General features: G+C 70.4%; 21 protein-coding genes and 1 tRNA gene. 14 read left to right on the top strand and 8 right to left on the bottom strand.

Going from position 1 to position 19,317, the window contains the following annotated elements; translation table 11 throughout:
• Window positions 1-13: 13 nt before the first annotated feature.
• The 4 genes from BJ984_RS01150 to BJ984_RS01135 all read right to left on the bottom strand — a co-directional run bounded on the left by BJ984_RS01150 (window position 14) and on the right by BJ984_RS01135 (window position 5,144).
• The gene (locus BJ984_RS01150; RefSeq protein ID WP_179546461.1) at window positions 14-2,173 is read right to left on the bottom strand and encodes a hypothetical protein; all 2,160 of its coding nucleotides are present in this window, start codon (window positions 2,171-2,173) and stop codon (window positions 14-16) included.
• A gap of 62 nt (window positions 2,174-2,235) precedes the next feature.
• Window positions 2,236-3,426, bottom strand: coding sequence for a pyridoxal phosphate-dependent aminotransferase (locus tag BJ984_RS01145; protein WP_179546460.1), 1,191 nt, complete (start codon window positions 3,424-3,426; stop codon window positions 2,236-2,238).
• A 99-nt stretch (window positions 3,427-3,525) separates the two neighbouring features.
• Window positions 3,526-4,143 (bottom strand): MarC family protein, encoded by a 618-nt coding sequence (locus tag BJ984_RS01140; RefSeq protein ID WP_179546459.1) that lies wholly within the window; start codon window positions 4,141-4,143, stop codon window positions 3,526-3,528.
• The gene (locus BJ984_RS01135; protein ID WP_179546458.1) at window positions 4,140-5,144 is read right to left on the bottom strand and encodes an AI-2E family transporter; all 1,005 of its coding nucleotides are present in this window, start codon (window positions 5,142-5,144) and stop codon (window positions 4,140-4,142) included. Before BJ984_RS01135 ends, BJ984_RS01140 begins: the two co-directional genes overlap by 4 nt.
• A gap of 185 nt (window positions 5,145-5,329) precedes the next feature.
• Between BJ984_RS01135 and BJ984_RS01130 the strand changes: the two genes are divergently transcribed.
• From BJ984_RS01130 to BJ984_RS01095, 8 genes are all read left to right on the top strand, one after another.
• Window positions 5,330-5,402, top strand: a tRNA-Trp gene (locus BJ984_RS01130).
• 55 nt (window positions 5,403-5,457) lie between these two features.
• Window positions 5,458-5,730, top strand: coding sequence for a preprotein translocase subunit SecE (gene secE, locus BJ984_RS18470; RefSeq protein WP_173182583.1), 273 nt, complete (start codon window positions 5,458-5,460; stop codon window positions 5,728-5,730).
• A gap of 73 nt (window positions 5,731-5,803) precedes the next feature.
• A complete protein-coding gene (gene nusG, locus BJ984_RS01120) occupies window positions 5,804-6,724 on the top strand; it encodes a transcription termination/antitermination protein NusG (protein ID WP_420841068.1) in 921 nt (306 codons plus the stop codon).
• A 175-nt stretch (window positions 6,725-6,899) separates the two neighbouring features.
• On the top strand, window positions 6,900-7,331 hold the full coding sequence (gene rplK, locus BJ984_RS01115; protein WP_173182584.1) for a 50S ribosomal protein L11: 432 nt from the start codon (window positions 6,900-6,902) through the stop codon (window positions 7,329-7,331).
• Window positions 7,332-7,344: 13 nt separating this feature from the next.
• On the top strand, window positions 7,345-8,034 hold the full coding sequence (gene rplA / locus BJ984_RS01110; RefSeq protein ID WP_173182585.1) for a 50S ribosomal protein L1: 690 nt from the start codon (window positions 7,345-7,347) through the stop codon (window positions 8,032-8,034).
• A 145-nt stretch (window positions 8,035-8,179) separates the two neighbouring features.
• Entirely contained in the window at window positions 8,180-9,487 is a 1,308-nt protein-coding gene (locus BJ984_RS01105) for a cell wall-binding repeat-containing protein (RefSeq protein WP_179546457.1), read from the top strand.
• A 91-nt stretch (window positions 9,488-9,578) separates the two neighbouring features.
• Window positions 9,579-10,115, top strand: coding sequence for a GNAT family N-acetyltransferase (locus BJ984_RS01100; protein ID WP_179546456.1), 537 nt, complete (start codon window positions 9,579-9,581; stop codon window positions 10,113-10,115).
• Between the two features lie 91 nt (window positions 10,116-10,206).
• Window positions 10,207-11,214 (top strand): cell wall-binding repeat-containing protein, encoded by a 1,008-nt coding sequence (locus BJ984_RS01095; protein ID WP_179546455.1) that lies wholly within the window; start codon window positions 10,207-10,209, stop codon window positions 11,212-11,214.
• A gap of 18 nt (window positions 11,215-11,232) precedes the next feature.
• On the opposite strand, the gene BJ984_RS01090 is transcribed toward BJ984_RS01095, so the two are convergent.
• A complete protein-coding gene (locus BJ984_RS01090) occupies window positions 11,233-12,258 on the bottom strand; it encodes an NADP-dependent oxidoreductase (RefSeq protein WP_246306416.1) in 1,026 nt (341 codons plus the stop codon).
• Between the two features lie 240 nt (window positions 12,259-12,498).
• On the opposite strand from BJ984_RS01090, the gene BJ984_RS01085 reads away from it, so the two are divergent.
• Window positions 12,499-13,221 (top strand): DUF998 domain-containing protein, encoded by a 723-nt coding sequence (locus BJ984_RS01085; RefSeq protein WP_246306415.1) that lies wholly within the window; start codon window positions 12,499-12,501, stop codon window positions 13,219-13,221.
• A gap of 39 nt (window positions 13,222-13,260) precedes the next feature.
• Here BJ984_RS01085 and BJ984_RS18860 read toward each other — a convergent pair whose 3' ends face one another.
• Together BJ984_RS18860 and BJ984_RS01075 are read right to left on the bottom strand one after the other, a co-directional pair.
• A complete protein-coding gene (locus tag BJ984_RS18860; RefSeq protein WP_179546453.1) occupies window positions 13,261-14,037 on the bottom strand; it encodes an alpha/beta fold hydrolase in 777 nt (258 codons plus the stop codon).
• Window positions 14,034-14,681: a YqaJ viral recombinase family protein gene (locus tag BJ984_RS01075; protein WP_371741862.1), complete on the bottom strand. Its 648-nt coding sequence runs from the start codon at window positions 14,679-14,681 to the stop codon at window positions 14,034-14,036. The genes BJ984_RS18860 and BJ984_RS01075 overlap by 4 nt, the downstream gene beginning before the upstream one ends.
• 175 nt (window positions 14,682-14,856) lie before the next feature.
• On the opposite strand from BJ984_RS01075, the gene BJ984_RS01070 reads away from it, so the two are divergent.
• The 5 genes from BJ984_RS01070 to rplL all read left to right on the top strand — a co-directional run bounded on the left by BJ984_RS01070 (window position 14,857) and on the right by rplL (window position 18,564).
• The gene (locus tag BJ984_RS01070) at window positions 14,857-15,621 is read left to right on the top strand and encodes a response regulator transcription factor (RefSeq protein WP_373877405.1); all 765 of its coding nucleotides are present in this window, start codon (window positions 14,857-14,859) and stop codon (window positions 15,619-15,621) included.
• Entirely contained in the window at window positions 15,618-17,096 is a 1,479-nt protein-coding gene (locus BJ984_RS01065; RefSeq protein ID WP_271206343.1) for a sensor histidine kinase, read from the top strand. Before BJ984_RS01070 ends, BJ984_RS01065 begins: the two co-directional genes overlap by 4 nt.
• Before the next feature lie 30 nt (window positions 17,097-17,126).
• On the top strand, window positions 17,127-17,345 hold the full coding sequence (locus BJ984_RS01060; RefSeq protein ID WP_173182591.1) for a hypothetical protein: 219 nt from the start codon (window positions 17,127-17,129) through the stop codon (window positions 17,343-17,345).
• A gap of 265 nt (window positions 17,346-17,610) precedes the next feature.
• Window positions 17,611-18,126: a 50S ribosomal protein L10 gene (rplJ, locus tag BJ984_RS01055; RefSeq protein ID WP_173182592.1), complete on the top strand. Its 516-nt coding sequence runs from the start codon at window positions 17,611-17,613 to the stop codon at window positions 18,124-18,126.
• A gap of 51 nt (window positions 18,127-18,177) precedes the next feature.
• Window positions 18,178-18,564 (top strand): 50S ribosomal protein L7/L12, encoded by a 387-nt coding sequence (gene rplL, locus BJ984_RS01050; protein WP_173182593.1) that lies wholly within the window; start codon window positions 18,178-18,180, stop codon window positions 18,562-18,564.
• A gap of 95 nt (window positions 18,565-18,659) precedes the next feature.
• Here the strand turns inward: rplL and BJ984_RS01045 are convergent, their stop codons facing one another.
• Complete coding sequence (locus tag BJ984_RS01045) at window positions 18,660-19,241, bottom strand: TetR/AcrR family transcriptional regulator (RefSeq protein WP_179546452.1); 582 nt, start codon at window positions 19,239-19,241, stop codon at window positions 18,660-18,662.
• Window positions 19,242-19,317: the final 76 nt, after the last annotated feature.

Here is a 19,317-nt window from a genome sequence, read left to right as displayed (position 1 = left end):
GCCCCGCCTCCTCCTACCGGCTCGTCGGTGCGTCGGGGCGTGGCGCGCGGACGTCGTCGAGCGGCGGGCTGCCAGTGGTCGTGGTCGGCTGCGATGCGGGGCGGCGAGGGTCGGGGACGTAGCGGAAGTAGAGCCAGACCGCGGCCGTGAGGGCCGAGACCGCCGCGAGGCAGGCGAGCCACCACGCGAGGTCGCTCACGACGGGCGACCAGGCGTCGGCGAGCGGGACGAGCACCACGCCGAAGGTCGCCAGAGACACGGAGTAGAGGGCGGCCCACGCCGGGCGCGAGGCGCGGAACAGGGCCTGCCCGTCGAGGAAGCTGAGCGGAAGCAGCGCCACGACCGGGGCGCTCAGGGCGCAGACCGTGATCGCCGTGAGGGTGTCGAGCAGCAGGGCGTCGCCGGCGCCCGCGCCGGGGGAGGCGCGGAGGGCGCTCGCCGCCGTCCAGCTGCCGACGCCGAGGAGCAGGGCCGCGAGAGCGCCGACCACGACGGCGCGGGCTCCGGATGCGCGTTCCAGCGCGATTCCGAACACGAGCCCGATCGACGCGCCGAACACGAAGCCCGGCTCCAGCCCCGCGAGCCTCGACAGCAGCACGGTCGCGGCGGTCAGCAGCAGCGTGGACGGCCGCACCAGCAGCTGCGCCCGCCGACGCAGCCGCGCCCACGCGTACCCGCTCGTCGCGCCGAGCGGCACCGCGTTCGCCACCACGAGCGCGACGGCCAACGGCACGATCAGCGCCGCGAGCTCCGGCCAGGCCGCCGGCGAGGAGGCCGGCGCGACGAACACCGACGCCAGGGCGCCGACCGCGATCGTGGCGGCGGCCCAGACCCACGACGAGGCAGGGCTCGGGAGTCGCCGTTCACGGACCGCCGAGAACCAGGTGACGGGCCAGGCTCGCGTGATGCGCGTCCAGTTGTCGCTGACCGTGGACTCGAGGATGCCGCCCGGCACCATCACGAGCAGCAGCATCCCCACGACGAGCAGCCCGAGCCGCACCGCTCCCGGCACCCCGATCGCGAGCGCCTCGCCGACGGTGCGGAGACTCCCGCTGAACGCCGACACAGGTACCCCGACCGGCCCGGCGCCCGGGAACGAGGCCTCGGTGGCCTCGTTCCGGACGTCTCCAGAAGCGGCGGACAGTGGAGCGGCCGGAGTGGTGGGCCGGGCGAGGGCCGACTCTGGAGGGAGTGGGGACGGGCCGATAGACGGATCGAGCACCGATCGATCCACGGGCGGCGGCCCATCGGCGAACAGCGGTCGCTCGTCTCCGAACGCGGATGGCACGGGATCATCCGGCACAGCTACCGGGATCACGACAGCCGAGGGATCAGTCGGTGGGGCGGATGCGGCGACTTCGGGCCCGGGTGCGATCGATGGGTTCTCGGCACCGGGTGGGCCGTCACCGCCCCCGCCCCCGTCTCCGCCACCGTCACCGCCCCCGCCCCCGGAACCATCCCCAGACCCGTCCCCCGAGCCGGTCCCCGGCCCCACGACCCCGGGTGCCTCGTACGCGTACTCCGCCCCGTCCCCCTCCACCACGACCCCCGCCGCCCACGGATACGCCTGCGACACCGCCACCGAGTACGGCCCCGCGCCTGGAGGCGGTGCGGGCACGGTGCACGACCAGCTGCTGCCCGCGGTGACGAGGGCCGAGCATCCGCTGCCCGCCCCGTCGATATCGGAGATCGTGACGGTGACGAGAGCGCCGGGTGCCCCAGCGCCTGCCACCGGCTGCGTCAGATCGTCGGCCGTGACCGTCGACGTGAGGGTGCCCGGCGGATCGGTGGGGAGCGTGGGCGGACCGAGCACCGAGAAGTCGAGGAGCACGACCTCGCCTCCGCTCGAGACCGCGACGGGCCCCACCAGGTCGGGGGCCGAGACGATGGGGCACGACCAGCTCCCGTCGGCGAGTGCGACCGTCGCGCACAGAGCGGTCGCGGGCGCGCCGGTCGAGACCGTCACGGCCGCGTCATGGGTCGCGGTGCCGGAGAGCGCCACCGGCCCGCCCGCCAGAGCACGCGACTCGTCGGCGACGAGCACGCTGCCGGCCGGGGGCGCCGAGACGACCGTGAGGTCGAGCGGCGACGCCGACGCGGGGGTGGCGTGGAAGGCGTTGAGAAGTGCGAGCGCGCCGAGGACCGCGGGGATGAGGATCGCTCGGGATTTCATGAGCGAAACTCTACAACCGACCTCCCACGCCGGGCTAGAGCACCGGAGCGATCACGAGGAGATCAGCCGAACAGCTTCTGCAGCCGTGTCACGCCCTCCACCAGCGCCTCGTCGCCGAGGGCGTACGACAGCCGCAGGAAGCCGCTCGGCCCGAACGCCTCGCCGGGCACGGTCGCGACCTCCACCTGCTCGAGGATGAGGTCGGCCAGCTCGAGCGAGGTGGTCGGCGTGACGCCGCCCCACTCGCGGCCGAGGAGCCCCGAGACGTCGGGGTAGACGTAGAACGCTCCCTGCGGCATCGGGGTGACCACGCCGGGGATCTCGTTCAGCGCGTCGACGATCGTGCGGCGGCGGCGCTCGTAGGTGGAGCGCATCACCTCCACCGCGTCCTGCGGGCCGTTCAGGGCCGCGATCGCGGCGCGCTGCGAGATGTTCGCGACGTTCGACGAGAGGTGGGACTGCAGGTTGCCGGCGGCCTTGATGGCATCGGCGGGGCCGACCATCCAGCCGACCCGCCATCCGGTCATGGCGTAGGTCTTGGCCACGCCGTTGACCAGCAGCGTGCGGTCGGCGAGCGCGGGCACCTCGTTGACGATCGACGAGGCGGTGAGGCCGTCGTAGACGAGGTTCTGGTAGATCTCGTCGCTGATCACCCAGAGGCCGTTGGCCTCGGCCCACTCGCCGATCTCCTTCGTCTGAGCGGCCGAGTAGACGGCGCCGGTGGGGTTCGAGGGCGAGACGAACAGCAGCACCTTGCTGCGCGGGGTGCGCGCGGCCTCGAGCTGCTCGACGGTGACGAGGTAGTTCTGCGCGCTGCCGGCGAAGACCTGCACGGGCACGCCGCCGGCGAGGGCGATGGCCTCGGGGTAGGTGGTCCAGAACGGGGTCGGCACGAGCACCTCGTCGCCCGGGTCGAGCAGCGTCGCGAAAGCCTCGTAGACGGCCTGCTTGCCGCCGTTCGTGACGATGACCTGCGACGGCGAGACCTCGAGGCCGCTGTCGCGCAGCGTCTTCGCGGCGATCGCCTCGCGCAGCTCGGGCAGACCGGCGGCGGGGGTGTAGCGGTGGTTCTTCGGATCGCGCACGGCCACCTCGGCCGCCTCGACGATGTGCGCGGGGGTCGGGAAGTCGGGCTCGCCGGCGGCGTAGCTGATGACGGGCCGGCCCGCGGCCTGGAGGCTCTTCGCCTTGGCGTCGACCTTGAGGGTCGCCGACTCGGCGATGGATGCGATGCGGTTCGAGATGCGTGTCACGGGTTCAGCCTATCCGCCGACACATCCTCAGAACAGGATGCACGTCCCGCGCCCTGGGCGGATGCACGCCTCACGCCGATGGCGCGGCGCGAGCTGAACCTACTTCACCAGCGCCGGGAAAGCGTCCCCCAGCGCCCCGAGGATCGACTGCACCGCGATCGCCAGCAGCAGCAGCCCGAAGATGCGCGTCACGATGCTCATCCCGGTCGGCTTCACGAGCCGCGCCACCTGCGGCGCGAAGAACAGCGCGACGGCGATCACGATCGACACCGCCAAGATCATCAACGTTCCGGCGACGTAGTCGAACAGGCTCGAGTACGTCTCCTGGAACGTGATGATCAGGCTGATGGCCCCCGGCCCGGCGATCACGGGGATGGCAAGCGGCACCACGACGGGGGACTGCGCATCCGTCACCGTCACGATGTTCGCCTTGGCCGTCAGCATCGCCCAGCCGATGCTCGCCACGAGCAGGTTGCCCGCGATACGGAACGACGTGAGGTCGATACCGAACGCCTGCAGCACCCAGCTCCCGGCCACGAGCGACACGGTCAGCACGGCGAAGACGGCGACGCCGACGAGCAGTCCCAGCCGCTTCTGCCGCGCGACGTCGAAGTCCTTCGTGAGGTTCAGGAAGATGGGCAGGCTGCCGATCGGGTTCGTGATCGTGAGCAGTCCGATGGCGCTCGTGACGAGCGTCGGCGTGGTGATGTCGGTCACTTCAGCGCCTGCCGGGGCACGATGACCTGCTTCACCACGATCAGCACGGAGGCGACGACCGGCACCGCGATCAGCGCGCCGAGCACCCCGAGCAGCGTTCCCCCCACCAGGGCGCCGATGACCACGAGGATGCCCGGGACATCCACCGCCTTGTTCATCACCCTCGGGCTCAGCACGTAGGCCTCGACCTGCATGTAGACCAGGAAGTAGACGCCGATGATCACGGCGGTCAGCGGCGACACCGTGAGCGCGACGAAGGTGACGAGCACGGCGCTGATCACGGTGCCGACCAGCGGGATCAGCGCGAGCAGGAAGGCCACGACCGCGAGCGCACCCGCGTAGGGTACGCCGGTCAGCACCATCGCGATGAAGCCGAACACGCCGTTCGTCGCCGCGAGCAGCACCTGCCCGCTGACGTACTTGCCGATCGACACGACGATCTGGTCGGTGATGTCGACGACCGCCGCGCGCTTGGACATGGGCACGAGAACGTAGAAGCTGTTCTTCACCGCGTCGAGCGAGCCGAGGAAGAACAGGGTGAGCACGACGACGAGGATGCCCCCCGAGACGCCGTTCGCGACGGCCGTGCCGACCTTCAGCACCCCGCCGCCGAGCGAGACGAGGTTCACCGGGTCACTGAGGAAGCTCGCGAGGTCCTTCTCCAGCTGCTGGCTGCCGGACGTGTCGCCGAACACGCGGGTGAACCACGGCTCCTTCGTCACGGCCGCGATCGCGCCCGGGAGGTTGTGCACGAGCTCGGCGACCTGGTCGACGACGGCGGGGATGACCAGGAGGAAGACCGCGGCCGCGAAGGCGATCACCAGCGCGAAGACGATCAGGATCGAGAACCCGCGCGGGATGCGCCGCCGCGTCAGCCAGCGCACCAGAGGGTCGAGGCCGAGCGCGAGGAAGAGCGCTCCGATGATGCAGATGACCACGGTCGAGAGCTGCGTGAACGCGAAGCCCAGCGCGATCGCGACCAGTCCGCCCAAGGTCGCCACGAACCCGATCCTGAATGCGTTGCCGTGCACGCGTGCCCCCGTCTGCTCGCCTTTGCATGGCCGCTCGATCTGACCTACACTTACTGTCGGTAGTCGAAATCTGCCAAGCTTTTCTATGCCTTTTTTCCTGGAGTCCGCATGCGGCCCCGGGGTCAGCGTAGCGAAGCGGTCGCAGTTCGGCGCTTAGGGCGGTGGCTCAATTGGTAGAGCAGCGGTCTCCAAAACCGCAGGTTGCAGGTTCGAGTCCTGTCCGCCCTGCACCGGCTTGTCGAGGGTGCGCCTTCGTCAAGAGATATGAAACAAAGGTGAAACGGTGGCACGAAAAGTAATCGACGAACCCTCCGAGGACGTCGTCGAGAACGCCAAGAAGGAGCGGGCTGCTCGACGCAACCCCTTCGCCCGCATCATCCTGTTCATCAAGCAGGTCTTCACCGAACTGAAGAAGGTCGTCACGCCCACCCGGCGCGAGCTGCTGAACTACACGCTCGTCGTGCTGATCTTCGTGGTCATCATGATGGCGATCGTGGTCGGTCTCGACCAGCTGTTCGGCTGGCTGGCGATCATCGTCTTCGGAGACCCGGCCTAAGAATTCCGGATGCCCGTGCCGGCTGTGCGCTCGTCGCCGTCGGCCTCATCGACAAGAAGTGGAACCGTCACCAGTGACAGACTCAAAGCCCGAAGAAGCCGGAGTCCCGGCCGACCTCGATGCCCTCCTCGAGGCGATCGACGCGCCGGCCGACCCTGAAGCCGATGCGGTGGTCGACGACGCACTGAACATCGACTCCTTCGACGAGGCCGCCGCGGTGCTCGACGTGCTGGAGGACTCCGAGGCCGACGTCGCCGGGGAGCCCGTCGAGGGCGAGGACGTGGAGGGCGAGGTGGCTCTGGCCGCTGTGGCTTCCGCGCCTGCTTCCTCGGCCGACCCGACCGACGAGGAGTCGTCCGAGGACGAGACCGAGGACGACCCCTACGAGGCCTTCCGTGCCGAGCTGCGCTCGCTGCCGGGCAAGTGGTACGTCATCCACTCCTACGCCGGCTTCGAGAAGCGCGTGAAGTCCAACATCGAGAGCCGCAAGACCTCGATGGGCATGGAGGACTTCGTCTTCCAGGTCGAGGTCCCGATGGAGGACGTGGTCGAGATCAAGAACGGCCAGCGCAAGCTGGTCACCCGCGTGCGCATCCCCGGCTACGTGCTGGTGCGCATGTTCCTCAACGAGGACAGCTGGTCGGTCGTGCGTCACACCCCCGGCGTCACCGGCTTCGTCGGCAACTCGCACAACCCGACCCCCCTCCGCTTCGAGGAGGCCTTCAACATGCTGAAGAGCCTCGTCGAGATCAAGGAGGTGCCGACCGCGAAGAACGCCGGCGGCAAGGGCGGCAAGGCCGTCAGCCGCTCGATCCCGGCCGAGGTCGACTTCGAGGTCGGCGAGACCATCACCATCAAGGAGGGCTCGTTCGCGGGTCTTCCCGGTTCGATCAGCGAGATCAAGCCCGAGAGCGGCAAGCTCACCGTGCTCGTCTCCCTGTTCGAGCGCGAGACCCCGGTCGAGCTCAGCTTCGACCAGGTCACCAAGCTCTAGAACGCGCCGCCGCCTCTGCGGCGCGTGTCGTCCGCTCGACGGCACGATGCGATCGCGCCGTCGATCGGCTAACATTACGAGGTTGCTCTAGCGAGCATCCGAAGATCACCACTGTGGGGAGAAGCCTCATGGTGGGAGCGCCGCCTGCCAGGCGGCTCGACAGAGAAGAGAAGAAATGGCACCGAAGAAGAAGGTCACAGGTCTGATCAAGCTTCAGATCAACGCCGGCGCCGCCAACCCCGCACCGCCCATCGGGCCGGCGCTGGGTCAGCACGGCGTGAACATCATGGAGTTCTGCAAGGCGTACAACGCGGCGACCGAGTCGCAGCGCGGCAACGTCATCCCCGTCGAGATCACGGTCTACGAAGATCGCTCGTTCACCTTCATCCTGAAGACCCCGCCGGCGGCGGAGCTCATCAAGAAGGCGGCCGGAGTCGCCAAGGGCTCGGCCACCCCGCACACCGTCAAGGTCGCCAAGCTCACCCGTGAGCAGGTGCGTCAGATCGCCGAGCAGAAGCAGGCCGACCTGAACGCGAACGACGTCGAAGCGGCAGAGAAGATCATTGCCGGCACTGCCCGTTCCATGGGCATCACGGTCGAAGCGTAAGGGCGGCAGGAACATGGCACAGAAGTCAAAGGCCTACCGGGCCGCGGCCGAGAAGATCGAGGCCGGCAAGTACTACACCCCCAGCGAGGCCGTGAACCTGGCCCGCGAGACGGGTTCGTCGAAGTTCGACAGCACCGTCGAGGTCGCGCTCAAGCTCGGCGTCGACCCCCGCAAGGCGGACCAGATGGTGCGCGGCACCGTCATCCTCCCGCACGGCACCGGCAAGACCGCCCGCGTCATCGTGTTCGCGACGGGTCCGGCCGCTGAGGCCGCGATCGCCGCGGGCGCCGACGAGGTCGGTGGCGACGAGCTGATCGAGAAGGTGGCCGGCGGCTACACCTCGTTCGACTCCGCCGTCGCGACCCCCGAGCTCATGGGCAAGGTCGGCCGTCTCGGAAAGGTGCTCGGCCCCCGCGGCCTCATGCCCAACCCGAAGACCGGCACCGTGACGCCCGACGTCGCGAAGGCCGTCAACGAGATCAAGGGCGGAAAGATCGAGTTCCGCGTCGACAAGCACTCCAACGTGCACTTCGTCGTCGGCAAGGCCGCGTTCACCCCCGAGCAGCTCGACGAGAACATCGCCGCGGCGCTCGAAGAGGTCGTCCGCCTCAAGCCGAGCTCCTCGAAGGGCCGCTACATCCAGAAGGGCGCCGTCTCGACGACCTTCGGCCCGGGCATCCCGCTCGACGTCAACGCGATCTAGCTCGCGTCTGCAGCACCCCTGAAAGGGCCCGCCTCACGGCGGGCCCTTTCTGCGTTTGAGCAGGAACTACTCATACCTGTCGGGACGGTTCCGGGGCGACCATCGGAGGACGCGGACGTCGCGCGATCCCTACGGAGGTACTGCCATGGACGGCTCATCACTGACCAAGCCCGCTCGGTCACGCGCGAAGAAGCTCGGCTGGGCGGGAGTGGTCGTGGGAGTCGTGCTCGGCGCCGTCGGCGCCGTGGGCGTGACCGGGCCGGTCTCCGCGTCGGTCACGCTCGTGACAGCGGGGTGTCCGCAGGGAGTCGCAGCGAAGGGCTTCCCGATCGAGCCACTCGAGGTGAAGGCCCCCAGTGTCCTCAGACTGACCGGCGGGGCTTTGCCGCCGGGCGTTCAGCTCAACGCGCCAGGGCAGGTGCTCTTCGGTGAGCCGAGCCAGCTCGGCGACTACCAGTTCCGGCTCCAGCTCGATGCGACTCTGCCCGACGGCACGGTGCAGAGCTCGGTGGCGAACTGCACCGTGACCGTTCAGGCCGCGCCGACGGTCAGTCGCATCGCGGGCACCGATCGGTACGCGCAGGCGATCGCCGTGTCCTCGGGCGCGTTCGCCTCGTCGCAGATCGCCTACGTGGCCACCGGCGAGAAGTTCGCCGACGCGCTCAGCGCCAGTGCCGTAGCAGCCTGGCGGCGGGGGCCGCTGCTGCTCACCCCGAAGGACTCGGTTCCGAGAGGGCTCGTCGCCGAGCTCAAGCGGCTGGGAGTCAAGGACGTGGTCGTGGTGGGAGGCAAGGACGCGGTCTCCGAGACCGTCGCCCAGGCTCTTGCGACCGGGTCGGGCGCGGCCGTCACGCGCATCGGCGGGGCCGATCGGTTCGAGGTCTCGCGCGCACTGATCGGCGACAGCCGGTTCGGCATGCCGAACTCGACGTCGATGTTCGCGGCGACCGGCGTGAACTTCCCCGATGCGCTCACCGCGGCGCCCGCTGCCGTGCAGGACGGGTCGCCCGTGCTGCTGGTCAACGGAGGCGCCACTGCGCTGACCGCCACCGAGTCGACGTTCCTCCTCGACTTCGGGGTGCGCGAGGTGACGGTGACCGGCGGCCCCCTGTCGGTCAGCGATGCCCTGCTGAAAGACCTCACCGTGAGGTTCGCGGCCGAGCGGCTGTCGGGCGGCGACCGCTACGAGACGGGTGCGGTCGTCAACCACGACGTGTTCAAGAGCGCTTCCCACGTCTTCATCGCCAGTGGCGCGACCTTCCCCGACGCGCTGAGCGGCGGCGTCTCGGCCGGAGTCGGTCACAACCCGCTCTACATCACCACTCCCCACTGCCTCAGCCCGGCGGTCTGGTTCGAGATCGGGCGACTGGCTCCGACCAAGGTCTTCGTGCTGGGAGGCACGTCGGCCCTCAGCTCCGCGATCGACACCCTCGAGCCCTGCGGCCTCGACTGACCGCTCCGATCCGACGCGACCAGGCAGGCCGGGTTGCGGGTCGGGTCGTGTTGCGCGGGGCGGGAGGGAGCTGCCCGGGTAAGTTGGGGGCATGGCGACCAGGGTTCGACGGGCGCGTCCGGAGGACGTGGGGATCGTCGCTGCCGTCGCCGCCGAGACCTTCGAGCTGGCGTGCCCGCCCACGACCTCGGCCGAGGCCATCGCCGCGTTCGTGACCGAGAACCTGTCGGAGGCGCGCTTCGCCGGCTACCTGGCGAGCGGGAGCCACACGATCCTGCTCGGCGACATCGACAACCAGATCGCCGGCTACACGATGCTCGTGGCGGGGGAGCCCACCGACCCGGATGTCGCGGCCGCGGTCGTTCGCCGGCCGACCGTCGAGATCAGCAAATGCTACGTGCGGGCGAAGTTCCACGGGCAAGGCGCATCGCGGGCGCTGATGGAGGCCTCGATCGCGGAGGCCCGGGCAGCGGGGGCGGCCGGGGTGTGGCTCGGAGTCAATCAGCAGAACTCCCGCGCCATCCGCTTCTACGAGAAGAGCGGCTTCACGAAGGTGGGAGTGAAGCACTTCCTCGTGGGCGACGAGCTGCACGACGACTTCGTGCTCGAGCATCCCCTCGACGCCTGACCCGGTGCCGGCCGCTGAGTAGCAACTGCTCATACCGCGCCGGGTCCTGGAGGGGTGACTCTAGGGACATCCTGATCTGAAACGGGCTCTCATGCGCCGACGCGTCACTGCCGTTCTCGCGATGCTCGCCGTGCTCGGGGCAGTGGTGTCACCAGCCCACGGCGACCCTGGCGAGCGCGCGGGCGGCCTGCCGCTGCCCGAGCGGTTGGGCGGGGCCGATCGGTATGCGGGAGCCGTGGCCGCATCGGTGGCCATGGGGTTGCGGCACGTCGAGACGGTGTACGTCGCCAGCGGCGAGAACTTTCCCGATGCGCTGAGCGCGGCGTCGGTCGCGGGCATCAACGGGGCTCCGCTTCTGCTCACGGCGCGCGAGACGCTGCCCGACGTCGTGCGGCGAGAGATCGTCCGGCTGACTCCGGCGACGGTGGTCGTCGTGGGCGGTGAGCTGGCCGTGTCCGAGGCGGTGGCGCTCGAGCTGTCCCGCGCCGCGACCGGGGCGACGGTCACGCGCATCGCGGGCACCGATCGGTACGAGGTGTCACGGAGGCTGGTCTCCGATCCGAGCGTCGGGGCGGTGGGGTCGCCGTGGCTGATCACGGCGACCGGGCGGCAGTTCCCCGACGCGCTGAGCTCGGCGCCGGTGGCTGCGAAGCTCTCGTCGCCGGTGCTGCTCGTTGACGGGCTCGAGGCCGAACCGACCGCCGCCGAGACGGCGCTGCTCGCCGAGATGGCGACGACGAGCGTGCTCCTGGCGGGTGGCACTGCCTCGATCTCGGCTCCGCTCGAGACGGCGCTGAAGCGCACCGTGCTGACGCAGCGATCCAGCGGCGAGGATCGCTTCGGCACGTCGGTGGCGCTGAACGCGACGTTCTCCGAGGCGAAGATCGCGTACCTGGCGAGCGGGCAGTCGTTTCCCGACGCGCTGAGTGGCGGGCCCCTCGCCGCGCACTTCGAGGCGCCGCTGTACTTGGTACGCCAGGACTGCGTGCCCCAGGTGGTGCTCGACGACCTCACCCGCCTCGCCCCCGAGAAGCTCGTCATCCTGGGCGGCCCGCTCGTCCTGGGCGTTGGCGTCGAGACCCTCACCGCCTGCAGATGATCCTGCGATGGCGCGGGCTCAGAAGGGAAGGGCCGCGATCTGCAGCACGAGCTTGCCCCGGGTGTGGCCCCCCTCGAGCGCGCGGTGGGCCGCGGCGGCCTCCGCGAGCGGGAAGACCCGGTCCACGTGCACGTGCACGTCGCCCGAGTCGATCAGGCGGGCGATGACGGCGAGCGTCGCGGCGTCGGGCGAGACCTTGAAGGTCGTGGCGCGCATCCCCGCGGCTGCGGCCTCGGCCTCGAAGGTCGGCCAGCTGCCCGTCGGCGCGTTGACGATCAGCCCACCGGGGCGCAGGGTCGAGAGCGACCGGGTGCCGGTCGAGTCGTGCACGTTGCCGACCAGGTCGATCACGACGTCCTGGTTCGACACCTGCTCCTCGAAGGGGCCGGCGGCGTAGTCGAGCACCGTCGACGCCCCGAGCTCGCGCAGGAACCCCTGGTTCGCGGCCGATCCGGTGGCGGTCACCCGGGCGCCGAAGTACGAGGCGAACTGCACCGCGAAGTGACCGACACCACCGGCACCGGCGTGGATGAGCATCCGCTGGCCCTCGTGCGCCTTCGCCAGCTCGACCACGAGACCCCAGGCGGTGAGGGCGGCGAGCGGCACGGCGGCCGCCTCGACCAGCGAGAGCGACTTGGGCTTGCGGGCCACCTGCAGTGTCGGCGCGGCGACGTACTCGGCGTACGAACCGGCCCCGCGCGGCACCGACATCATGCCGTAGACCTCGTCGCCGACGTTCAGCGGATGCCCGGCGAACGGGGTCTCCACGACGACGCCCGCGAAGTCGTAGCCCAGGATGCACGGCAGCGAGGGGATGGCGTAGGCCACTCCCTTCCCGGCCCGGGTCTTCGCGTCGAGCGGGTTGATGCCGGCGGCGGCGACCTTCACCAGCACCTCGGAGTTCACCCGCACGGGGGAGTCCACGGTGCCGGCGTGCAGCTCCGACGCGTCACCGAAGGAGTCGAGCAGCACGGCCCGCATGGTCTTCGGGTGGGTGAGGGTGGGACTCGAGACGCCCGGCGATCCACTCCACTGCTCGATCATCCACTGCCCTTCCGTCGTGTTCCCTGGTGCGTGGGGAGAGCTCGGGCCACCCGCCTCGCTGCGTCGCCGATTCGGCTGCTCCCACGCTAGGGTCCGAATGATTCGCCGGTGTTTCCGGAACGTCACCGAGGTGCAAACTCGGCGGCTCCGGGTTAACATTCGGTGAGGCCGACCGGCGCCGCACCGATGGTGAACCGGCCGCCGCAGACGACGATGCCGCCGCAGAGAAGAGACCGCCCGATGACCCGAGCCCGAGCGGCGGCCCTCACCCTTGCCGCGGCGCTGGCGGCGGCGGGCCTCGTGCTGATCTGGGTCGCCCGGCTCTCGGCCGACCGCTATCTGTACGTCAGCGAGCTCGGCGCAGCCGGCGAGCCGACGGCCGACGTCTTCCGCTGGGCGATGACGGCGGTGGCGGTCGGGGCGGCGATCACGGCGCTCGCCTTGCCCGCGGGGGTGCTGACACCGCGCGGCCGTGCACTCCGCGCGATCCCGCCCGCCGTGGTGCTGCTCGCGGCGGCGGCGGCGTTCGGCCTCGCCTCCCAGGTCACCTGCACGCGCTACTGCCCGCTCCCGGTCGGCCCCGGCTTCACCTGGCAGGACCTCGTGCACACCTCGGCCGCGGTCGTCGGCTTCGCCGGCGCGTCCTGGGTGATGCTGCAGGTGGCGTCGGATGCGCGGCTGAAGCGCCTCGCCCGGTTCTCGCTCGTGGCCGCGCTCGCCGTCGCGCTCATCGCCGCCACCGGGGGCATCCTCTCGCTCCTCCGCTTCGGCACCGAGGTGGGAGGCCTGCTCGAGCTCGTGGCGACGACCGTGGCGCTGACCTGGCTCGTCGGGCTGTCGCTGTTCCTCGCGATCGAGACGGCGTCAGCGAGCCCCGTCGAAGAGTCGAGAACGAATGAGGCCGTCGGCCACGTGCGCCACAGCACCCCCGAGCGCGTCGACCTGCCTCCCGCGGTCTACTGAGCGCAGCGCCCCAACCGCAGCGCCCTGAGCGCAGCGCCCCTACGCGCCCCACCCCAGCCACGACGCGACCCCCACCCGGGTCGCCCGCACGTACGCCCCGTACCCGTCGTCCCGCGCCGGCAGCGGGATGCTCGCCGCCCCGTCGAGCTCGTCCATCCACTGCTCGGCCACCGACACCGGGTGCACCGGATCACGCGGCGCCCACGCGATCGCCGTCGGCACCCCGATCGACGCCAGGCTCTCAGAAGCGGAGAACGCCACCGACCGCGGGATCTCGATCAGCCGCCGAGCCCGCGCGGCGGCACCAGGCGACCGGAACTGCTCCAGCAGACCCTCGGCCCCGAGCGGCGACTCCTCGAGGGCCTCCCGGTAGAGGGCGGTGCCGCGGAACGAGCGCTCCCCCTCGACCGCCCCGAGCCGGGAGAGCAGCGAGCCGATCACGGGGAAGGGCAGCAGGTTCCGCGGCAGCGGCACGTCGGTGAAGGCCGGCCGCACGAACACCAGCCGGCCGATGGCGAGCGCATCGGGCGCCGAGGCCGCCGCTGCCAGCGCCAGCCGCAGGGCGATCCCCGCCCCCATCGAGATCCCGATCACCGTCAGCGGGGTGTCACCCACCGACGACCGCACCTGCGACGCCACATCGGACGCGAGGGCCGCGAGCGAGAACGCCGACGCCGGCCCCGACACCCGCTGATCGTCGCCGTGCCCCCGCACGTCGGGTGCCAGCACCGTCTCGGTCGGCGGGATGATCGGCGAGAACAGTGACAGCGGCTGCGACGGCGACCCGCCGAGGCCGTGCAGGAGCAGCGTGGTCACACGCGGCCCCGTTCCCCGCGCATCCATGCCAGCAGCTCGTCGGCGCGGCGCACGAGCAGCTCGATCTGCGACTCGTCTCGATCGACCCACTGGCACCGCGGGTCGGACGCCAGCGGCACGAAGTCGACGTGCTGCTCCCAGACCACCAGCGTGCGCTCGGCGCCGAGCACGTACTGCTGCCACCACACCTGCCTCAGGTACGAGCGCGGGATGCGCGTCCACGGCTTCGACGTCGTCTTGATCTCGGCCAGCTCGAGCGACCCCTCGGGCGTCACCCGGATGCCGTCGGGCGTGGCGAGGTGGCGCCGTTCCCGGGCGGCGTGGAAGAGCGCGACGCTCGGTTCGATCAGGTGCTCCTGCAGCACCCAGGCGGCGATCTCGGGCTCGCGGGCCCGGCCGTGGTCGGTGAAGGCGTTGCCACCGAAGCCCGAGCCGTTGAACTTCTCCCAGGCGACCGCGCGCACGGCGGCGTCGCTGGCGAGCCGTGCCGCATCCGTCGCCGTGACCCCGCGGCTGCGGGCGCGCAACCAGGCCACCCGGTCGGTCGAGGCCGCCACCAGCCGCGCGAGGTGCGGCGGCGGGGCCGGCGCGGGCACCGCGACCTCGTGCTCCTCCCAGGGGAAGGAGAGCAGGGTGTCGGTCACCCCTCCATTCTCACCCGAGCCACCGTCATCGACGCCACGTCGACCGGCCAGGCGGGCGGATGCGCACCCGCCGCCTCGCGAAGGCCGACGCCGAACCGCAGGATTCCACTCTCAGACCACGCAATGCTCACTCATAGACTCCTCATAGCCCACTGCCAATACTGGAGATGTGACTATCGACGGCTCCCTCCTCAGCGGTGACTCCCGCAGCAACCCGGCCAAGCAGCCCCGCCTGCGACGGGCCGACGGCTCGCCCGTGCGCGCGCTCGTCGTCGACGACGAGAACACCCTCACCGACCTGCTCTCGATGGCGCTGCGCTACGAGGGCTGGGAGGTCAAGACGGCGAGCGAGGGACGCCAGGCGATCACGATCGCCCGCGAGTTCCGTCCCGACGTCGTCGTGCTCGACGTGATGCTGCCCGACATCGACGGGCTGCAGGTTTTGAACCGCCTCCGCGGCGACGGCCACGAGACCCCGGTGCTCTTCCTCACGGCGAAGGATGCGCTCGACGACCGCATCGCCGGGCTCACCGCCGGCGGCGACGACTACGTGACGAAGCCGTTCAGCCTCGAGGAGCTTGTGGCGCGCCTGCGCGGGCTCATCCGCCGCTCGACCCTCGTCGTGGCCGACGCCGACGACCCGATCGTCACCGTCGGCGACCTCGAGCTGAACGAGGACAGCCACGAGGTGTTCCGCGACGGCGACCCGATCGAGCTCACCGCGACCGAGTTCGAGCTGCTGCGCTACCTCATGCGCAACCCGCGGCGCGTGCTGAGCAAGGCGCAGATCCTCGACCGGGTCTGGAGCTACGACTTCGGGGGCAAGTCGAGCGTGGTCGAGATCTACATCTCCTATCTGCGCAAGAAGGTCGACGCCGGCCGCACCCCGATGATCCACACGGTGCGCGGCGCCGGCTACCTGCTGAAGCCCGCGCTGTGACCCTGCGGCGCACGCTGATCGCCAGCGTGCTCGGCCTGATCGCCCTCGCCGGCGTGATCATCGGCGTCGTGAGCACCGTGGCGCTGAACGGTTACCTCGTGAACCAGCTCGACTCGCAGCTGCGTGAGGCGTCGAACCGCACCATCCAGAACATCACGGCGGGCTCGCAGGGCCCGCGCCCCGGCCTCTCGCTCGGCCAGGCCTCCGGCACCCTCGTGGCGGTCGTGTCGAACGGCGAGGCGTCGGCCGGCGTCGTGCTGGCCCAGGACGGCGAGTCGCAGACCCTCACCGAGGAGCAGCTCGCGGCGCTCGACGGGATCGGGGCCGACGGGGCGTCCGACCTCACGCTGGCTCCGCAGAGCGCCCCCGAGACGATCACGCTGCCCGGTCTCGGCAGCTACCGGGTCGAGTCCCAGACGGTCACGGCCGCGGGCGACCTCGTCGTCACCGGCCTCCCGCTCGGCGACCTCGAGGGCACCCTGCAGCAGCAGATCGTCGTGATCGTGATCGTCACCGCCGGAGCCATGGCGCTCGCGGCCGTGGCGGCGTTCCTGATCATCCGTCTCGCCCTGCGACCCCTCGACCGGGTCACGGCGACTGCCACCCGGGTCGCCGAACTGCCGCTCGACCGCGGCGACGTGGCCCTCGCCGAACGCGTTCCGGCCGAGGACACCGACCCGCGCTCCGAGGTGGGCCGGGTGGGCCTGGCCTTCAACCGGATGCTCGAGCACGTCGCCTCGGCCCTGACCTCCCGGCAGCAGAGCGAGAACAAGGTGCGGCAGTTCGTCGCCGATGCGAGCCACGAGCTGCGCACACCGCTGGCGAGCATCCGGGGCTATGCCGAGCTCACCCGGCGCACGGCCCCCGAGCTGCCCACCGACGTGGCGCACTCGCTCGGCCGCATCGAGTCGGAGGCCACCCGCATGACCACCCTCGTCGAGGACCTGCTGCTGCTCGCCCGCCTCGACGCCAAGCCCGAGCTCGCGATGTCGGAGGTCGACCTCTCGCTGGTGCTCGTCGACGTCGTCAGCGACGCCCACGTGGCGGGCCGTGACCACGTCTGGGACCTCGAGCTGCCCGAGGAGCCCGTCACCGTGTCGGGCGACCCCGAGCGCCTGCACCAGGTCTTCGCCAACCTGCTGGCCAACGCCAGGGTGCACACGCCGCCCGGCACGCGGGTGACGGTCTCGATCGACGGCTCCGCCGGTGCTCCGGATGCTCCGGTCGCCCTCGTGCGCATCGCCGACGACGGCCCGGGCATCGCGCCCGAGCTCCTCCCGACGCTGTTCGAGCGTTTCGTGCGCGGCGACGTCTCCCGTTCGCGGCACAAGGGCAGCACCGGACTCGGCCTCGCCATCGTCAAGGCGGTGGTCGACGCCCACGGCGGAACGGTCGACGTCGAGAGCGAGCCCGGATCGACGGTCTTCTCGGTGGTGCTGCCGCTGGCCGCCACCGCGCTGCCGCGACCGCGGTGAGCCGGCCGTGACGAGGGGTACGGTGAGACCATGACCGATCAGCAGAACGAGCCCATCATGGCCGGAGCCGACGACGCCGCACTCACCGAGAAGGTCGAGGGCGTGCTCGCCCAGGTCAAGGCCGATTCGCCCGACGCCTCCTCGGCCGAGATCGCCGAGCTGCTGCGCGAGCGCCTCGGCCAGGCCGGCCTCGAGGTCGACGACGAGGAGATCGGGCGCCTGGCCGCCTGGGAGGCCGGCGAGAGCTGATTTGCCATCGGCGGCCGGGTGCCTTAGACTTCACGAGGCCAAAGACCGCCGGTCGTCGGTGTGCGCTGCTGAGAAGCAGAGTTCACCGGCCGAAGATTCGTGAGAGCGAAGACCTGCGCAGGTGTACGAAGTAAGTCTCCAGCGTTCTGCTGTGTTCTCGCTCCGGCCTCCTGCGCCGGAGCTTTTCTCTTTCCTGTCCCAGAGCTCCTTCTCCAGGTGCATCCGGTGGTCGTCCCGGCCGACACCATCGATTACTAGGAGCGCCATGGCGAACAAGGAAGCCTCGGTTGCCGAGCTCACGGAACTGTTCCAGAGCTCGACCGCCGTTCTGCTGACCGAGTATCGCGGTCTCACGGTCGCCCAGCTGAAGCAGCTGCGCGGAAGCATCCGTGAGCACGCGTCATACGCCGTGGTAAAGAACACGCTGACCAAGATCGCGGCGAACAACGCCGGCATCTCGTCGTTCGACGACGAGCTCGCCGGTCCGTCCGCGATCGCCTTCGTCCACGGTGACCCCGTGGCCGTCGCCAAGTCGCTGCGTGACTTTGCCAAGGCAAACCCTCTTCTGGTCGTGAAGGGCGGGTACTTCGACGGTAACCCCCTGACCGCCGACGAGGTCACCAAGCTCGCCGACCTCGAGTCCCGTGAAGTCCTGCTGGCGAAGCTCGCCGGTGCCTTCAAGGCCTCGCTGTTCGGTGCCGCATATCTCTTCAACGCCCCGCTGTCGAAGGCCGTTCGCACGGTCGATGCGCTGCGTGAGAAGCAGGAGTCCGCGTCCTGAGCTCCGGCTCCAGCACGCGGTTGAACTAACTACCACAACAAGGAGAACAACATGGCAAAGCTTTCCACCGAGGAACTGCTCGAGGCTTTCAAGGAGCTCACGCTCATCGAGCTGAGCGAGTTCGTCAAGGCGTTCGAGGAGACCTTCGAGGTCACCGCGGCTGCCCCCGTCGCCGTCGCCGGCCCCGCCGCTGCCGGTGGCGCGCCCGCCGAAGAGGTCGAGGAGCAGACCGAGTTCGACGTCATCCTCGAGGCTGCCGGCGAGAAGAAGATCCAGGTCATCAAGGAGGTGCGCGCCCTCACCAGCCTCGGCCTCGGTGAGGCGAAGGCACTCGTCGACGGCGCTCCCAAGGCCGTCATCGAGGGCGCCAACAAGGAGACCGCCGAGAAGGCCAAGGCCCAGCTCGAAGAGGCCGGCGCCACCGTCACCCTCAAGTAGTCTTCTCTGCTTCGAAGCGGATGCCCGGGCCTCACGGCTCGGGCATCCGTCGTTTAACCGGGCACCCGGTTGACCGGCGCTCGTCGGCGCTGAACTCAGGGGATGAGAGCGAGCAGACGGAGGGTCGAGACGGCGTGGCGCCGTGCCTCGGCCCGGTCGGGGGCGGGCGCCAGCCGGAGCAGGCGGCGACGATGCGGCTCTCCCAGCAGCAGTGCGTGCAGGGGCTCGGCGAGATGGCGGTCGCCCGACGGCAGCAGGGCGGCGAGCATTGCGACGGATGCCCGGGGCCCGGTCTCGTAGAACGCCGCAGCCAGCGCGGGGAACCGCCACGCCTCCATCAGCACGAGTCGGTGCAGGGCCACCGCCTCGTCGGAGTGCAGCACGTGCACCAGCTCGATCGCGGCGGACTCCAGGCTGCCCTCCGCGGAGGCCACCCCGCGGATGCCGGCGTGCAGCCGGTCGACGGCGGCGGCGAACAGCGCGGCCTTGTCGCCGTGGTCGACGTAGATCGTGCGTTTCGTCACGCCGGCCCGCGCCGCGACGGCGTCGAGCGTCGTGGCTTCGAAACCGGTCTCGGCGAAGCAGGTGACCGCGGCGTCGAGCAGGCGATCCCGTCGCCGGGCCCGGTCGGCCTCGGTCGGGCGCCCGCGTCGGCCGGCGGGAGATGTCGCGGTCATGACTTAATGATACCGTCCAGTGTCATTAACGCACCAGTGCCCGTTCGGGCACCGTCATCGACCATCGGAGGAACCC

Source organism: Herbiconiux flava (assembly GCF_013409865.1).
GTDB lineage: Bacteria > Actinomycetota > Actinomycetes > Actinomycetales > Microbacteriaceae > Herbiconiux > Herbiconiux flava.
This window is presented reverse-complemented; position numbering and strand designations above follow the sequence as displayed.

Bases quoted from the DNA above. Each gene is read 5' to 3' on its own strand.
- BJ984_RS01150 (WP_179546461.1), bottom strand. From the start codon at position 2,173: ATGAAATCCCGAGCGATCCTCATCCCCGCGGTCCTCGGCGCGCTCGCA.
- rplK (WP_173182584.1), top strand. From the start codon at position 6,900: ATGGCACCGAAGAAGAAGGTCACAGGTCTGATCAAGCTTCAGATCAAC.
- rplA (WP_173182585.1), top strand. From the start codon at position 7,345: ATGGCACAGAAGTCAAAGGCCTACCGGGCCGCGGCCGAGAAGATCGAG.
- BJ984_RS01105 (WP_179546457.1), top strand. From the start codon at position 8,180: ATGGACGGCTCATCACTGACCAAGCCCGCTCGGTCACGCGCGAAGAAG.
- BJ984_RS01100 (WP_179546456.1), top strand. From the start codon at position 9,579: ATGGCGACCAGGGTTCGACGGGCGCGTCCGGAGGACGTGGGGATCGTC.
- BJ984_RS01095 (WP_179546455.1), top strand. From the start codon at position 10,207: ATGCGCCGACGCGTCACTGCCGTTCTCGCGATGCTCGCCGTGCTCGGG.
- BJ984_RS01090 (WP_246306416.1), bottom strand. From the start codon at position 12,258: ATGATCGAGCAGTGGAGTGGATCGCCGGGCGTCTCGAGTCCCACCCTC.
- BJ984_RS01085 (WP_246306415.1), top strand. From the start codon at position 12,499: ATGACCCGAGCCCGAGCGGCGGCCCTCACCCTTGCCGCGGCGCTGGCG.
- BJ984_RS01060 (WP_173182591.1), top strand. From the start codon at position 17,127: ATGACCGATCAGCAGAACGAGCCCATCATGGCCGGAGCCGACGACGCC.
- rplJ (WP_173182592.1), top strand. From the start codon at position 17,611: ATGGCGAACAAGGAAGCCTCGGTTGCCGAGCTCACGGAACTGTTCCAG.
- rplL (WP_173182593.1), top strand. From the start codon at position 18,178: ATGGCAAAGCTTTCCACCGAGGAACTGCTCGAGGCTTTCAAGGAGCTC.
- BJ984_RS01045 (WP_179546452.1), bottom strand. From the start codon at position 19,241: ATGACCGCGACATCTCCCGCCGGCCGACGCGGGCGCCCGACCGAGGCC.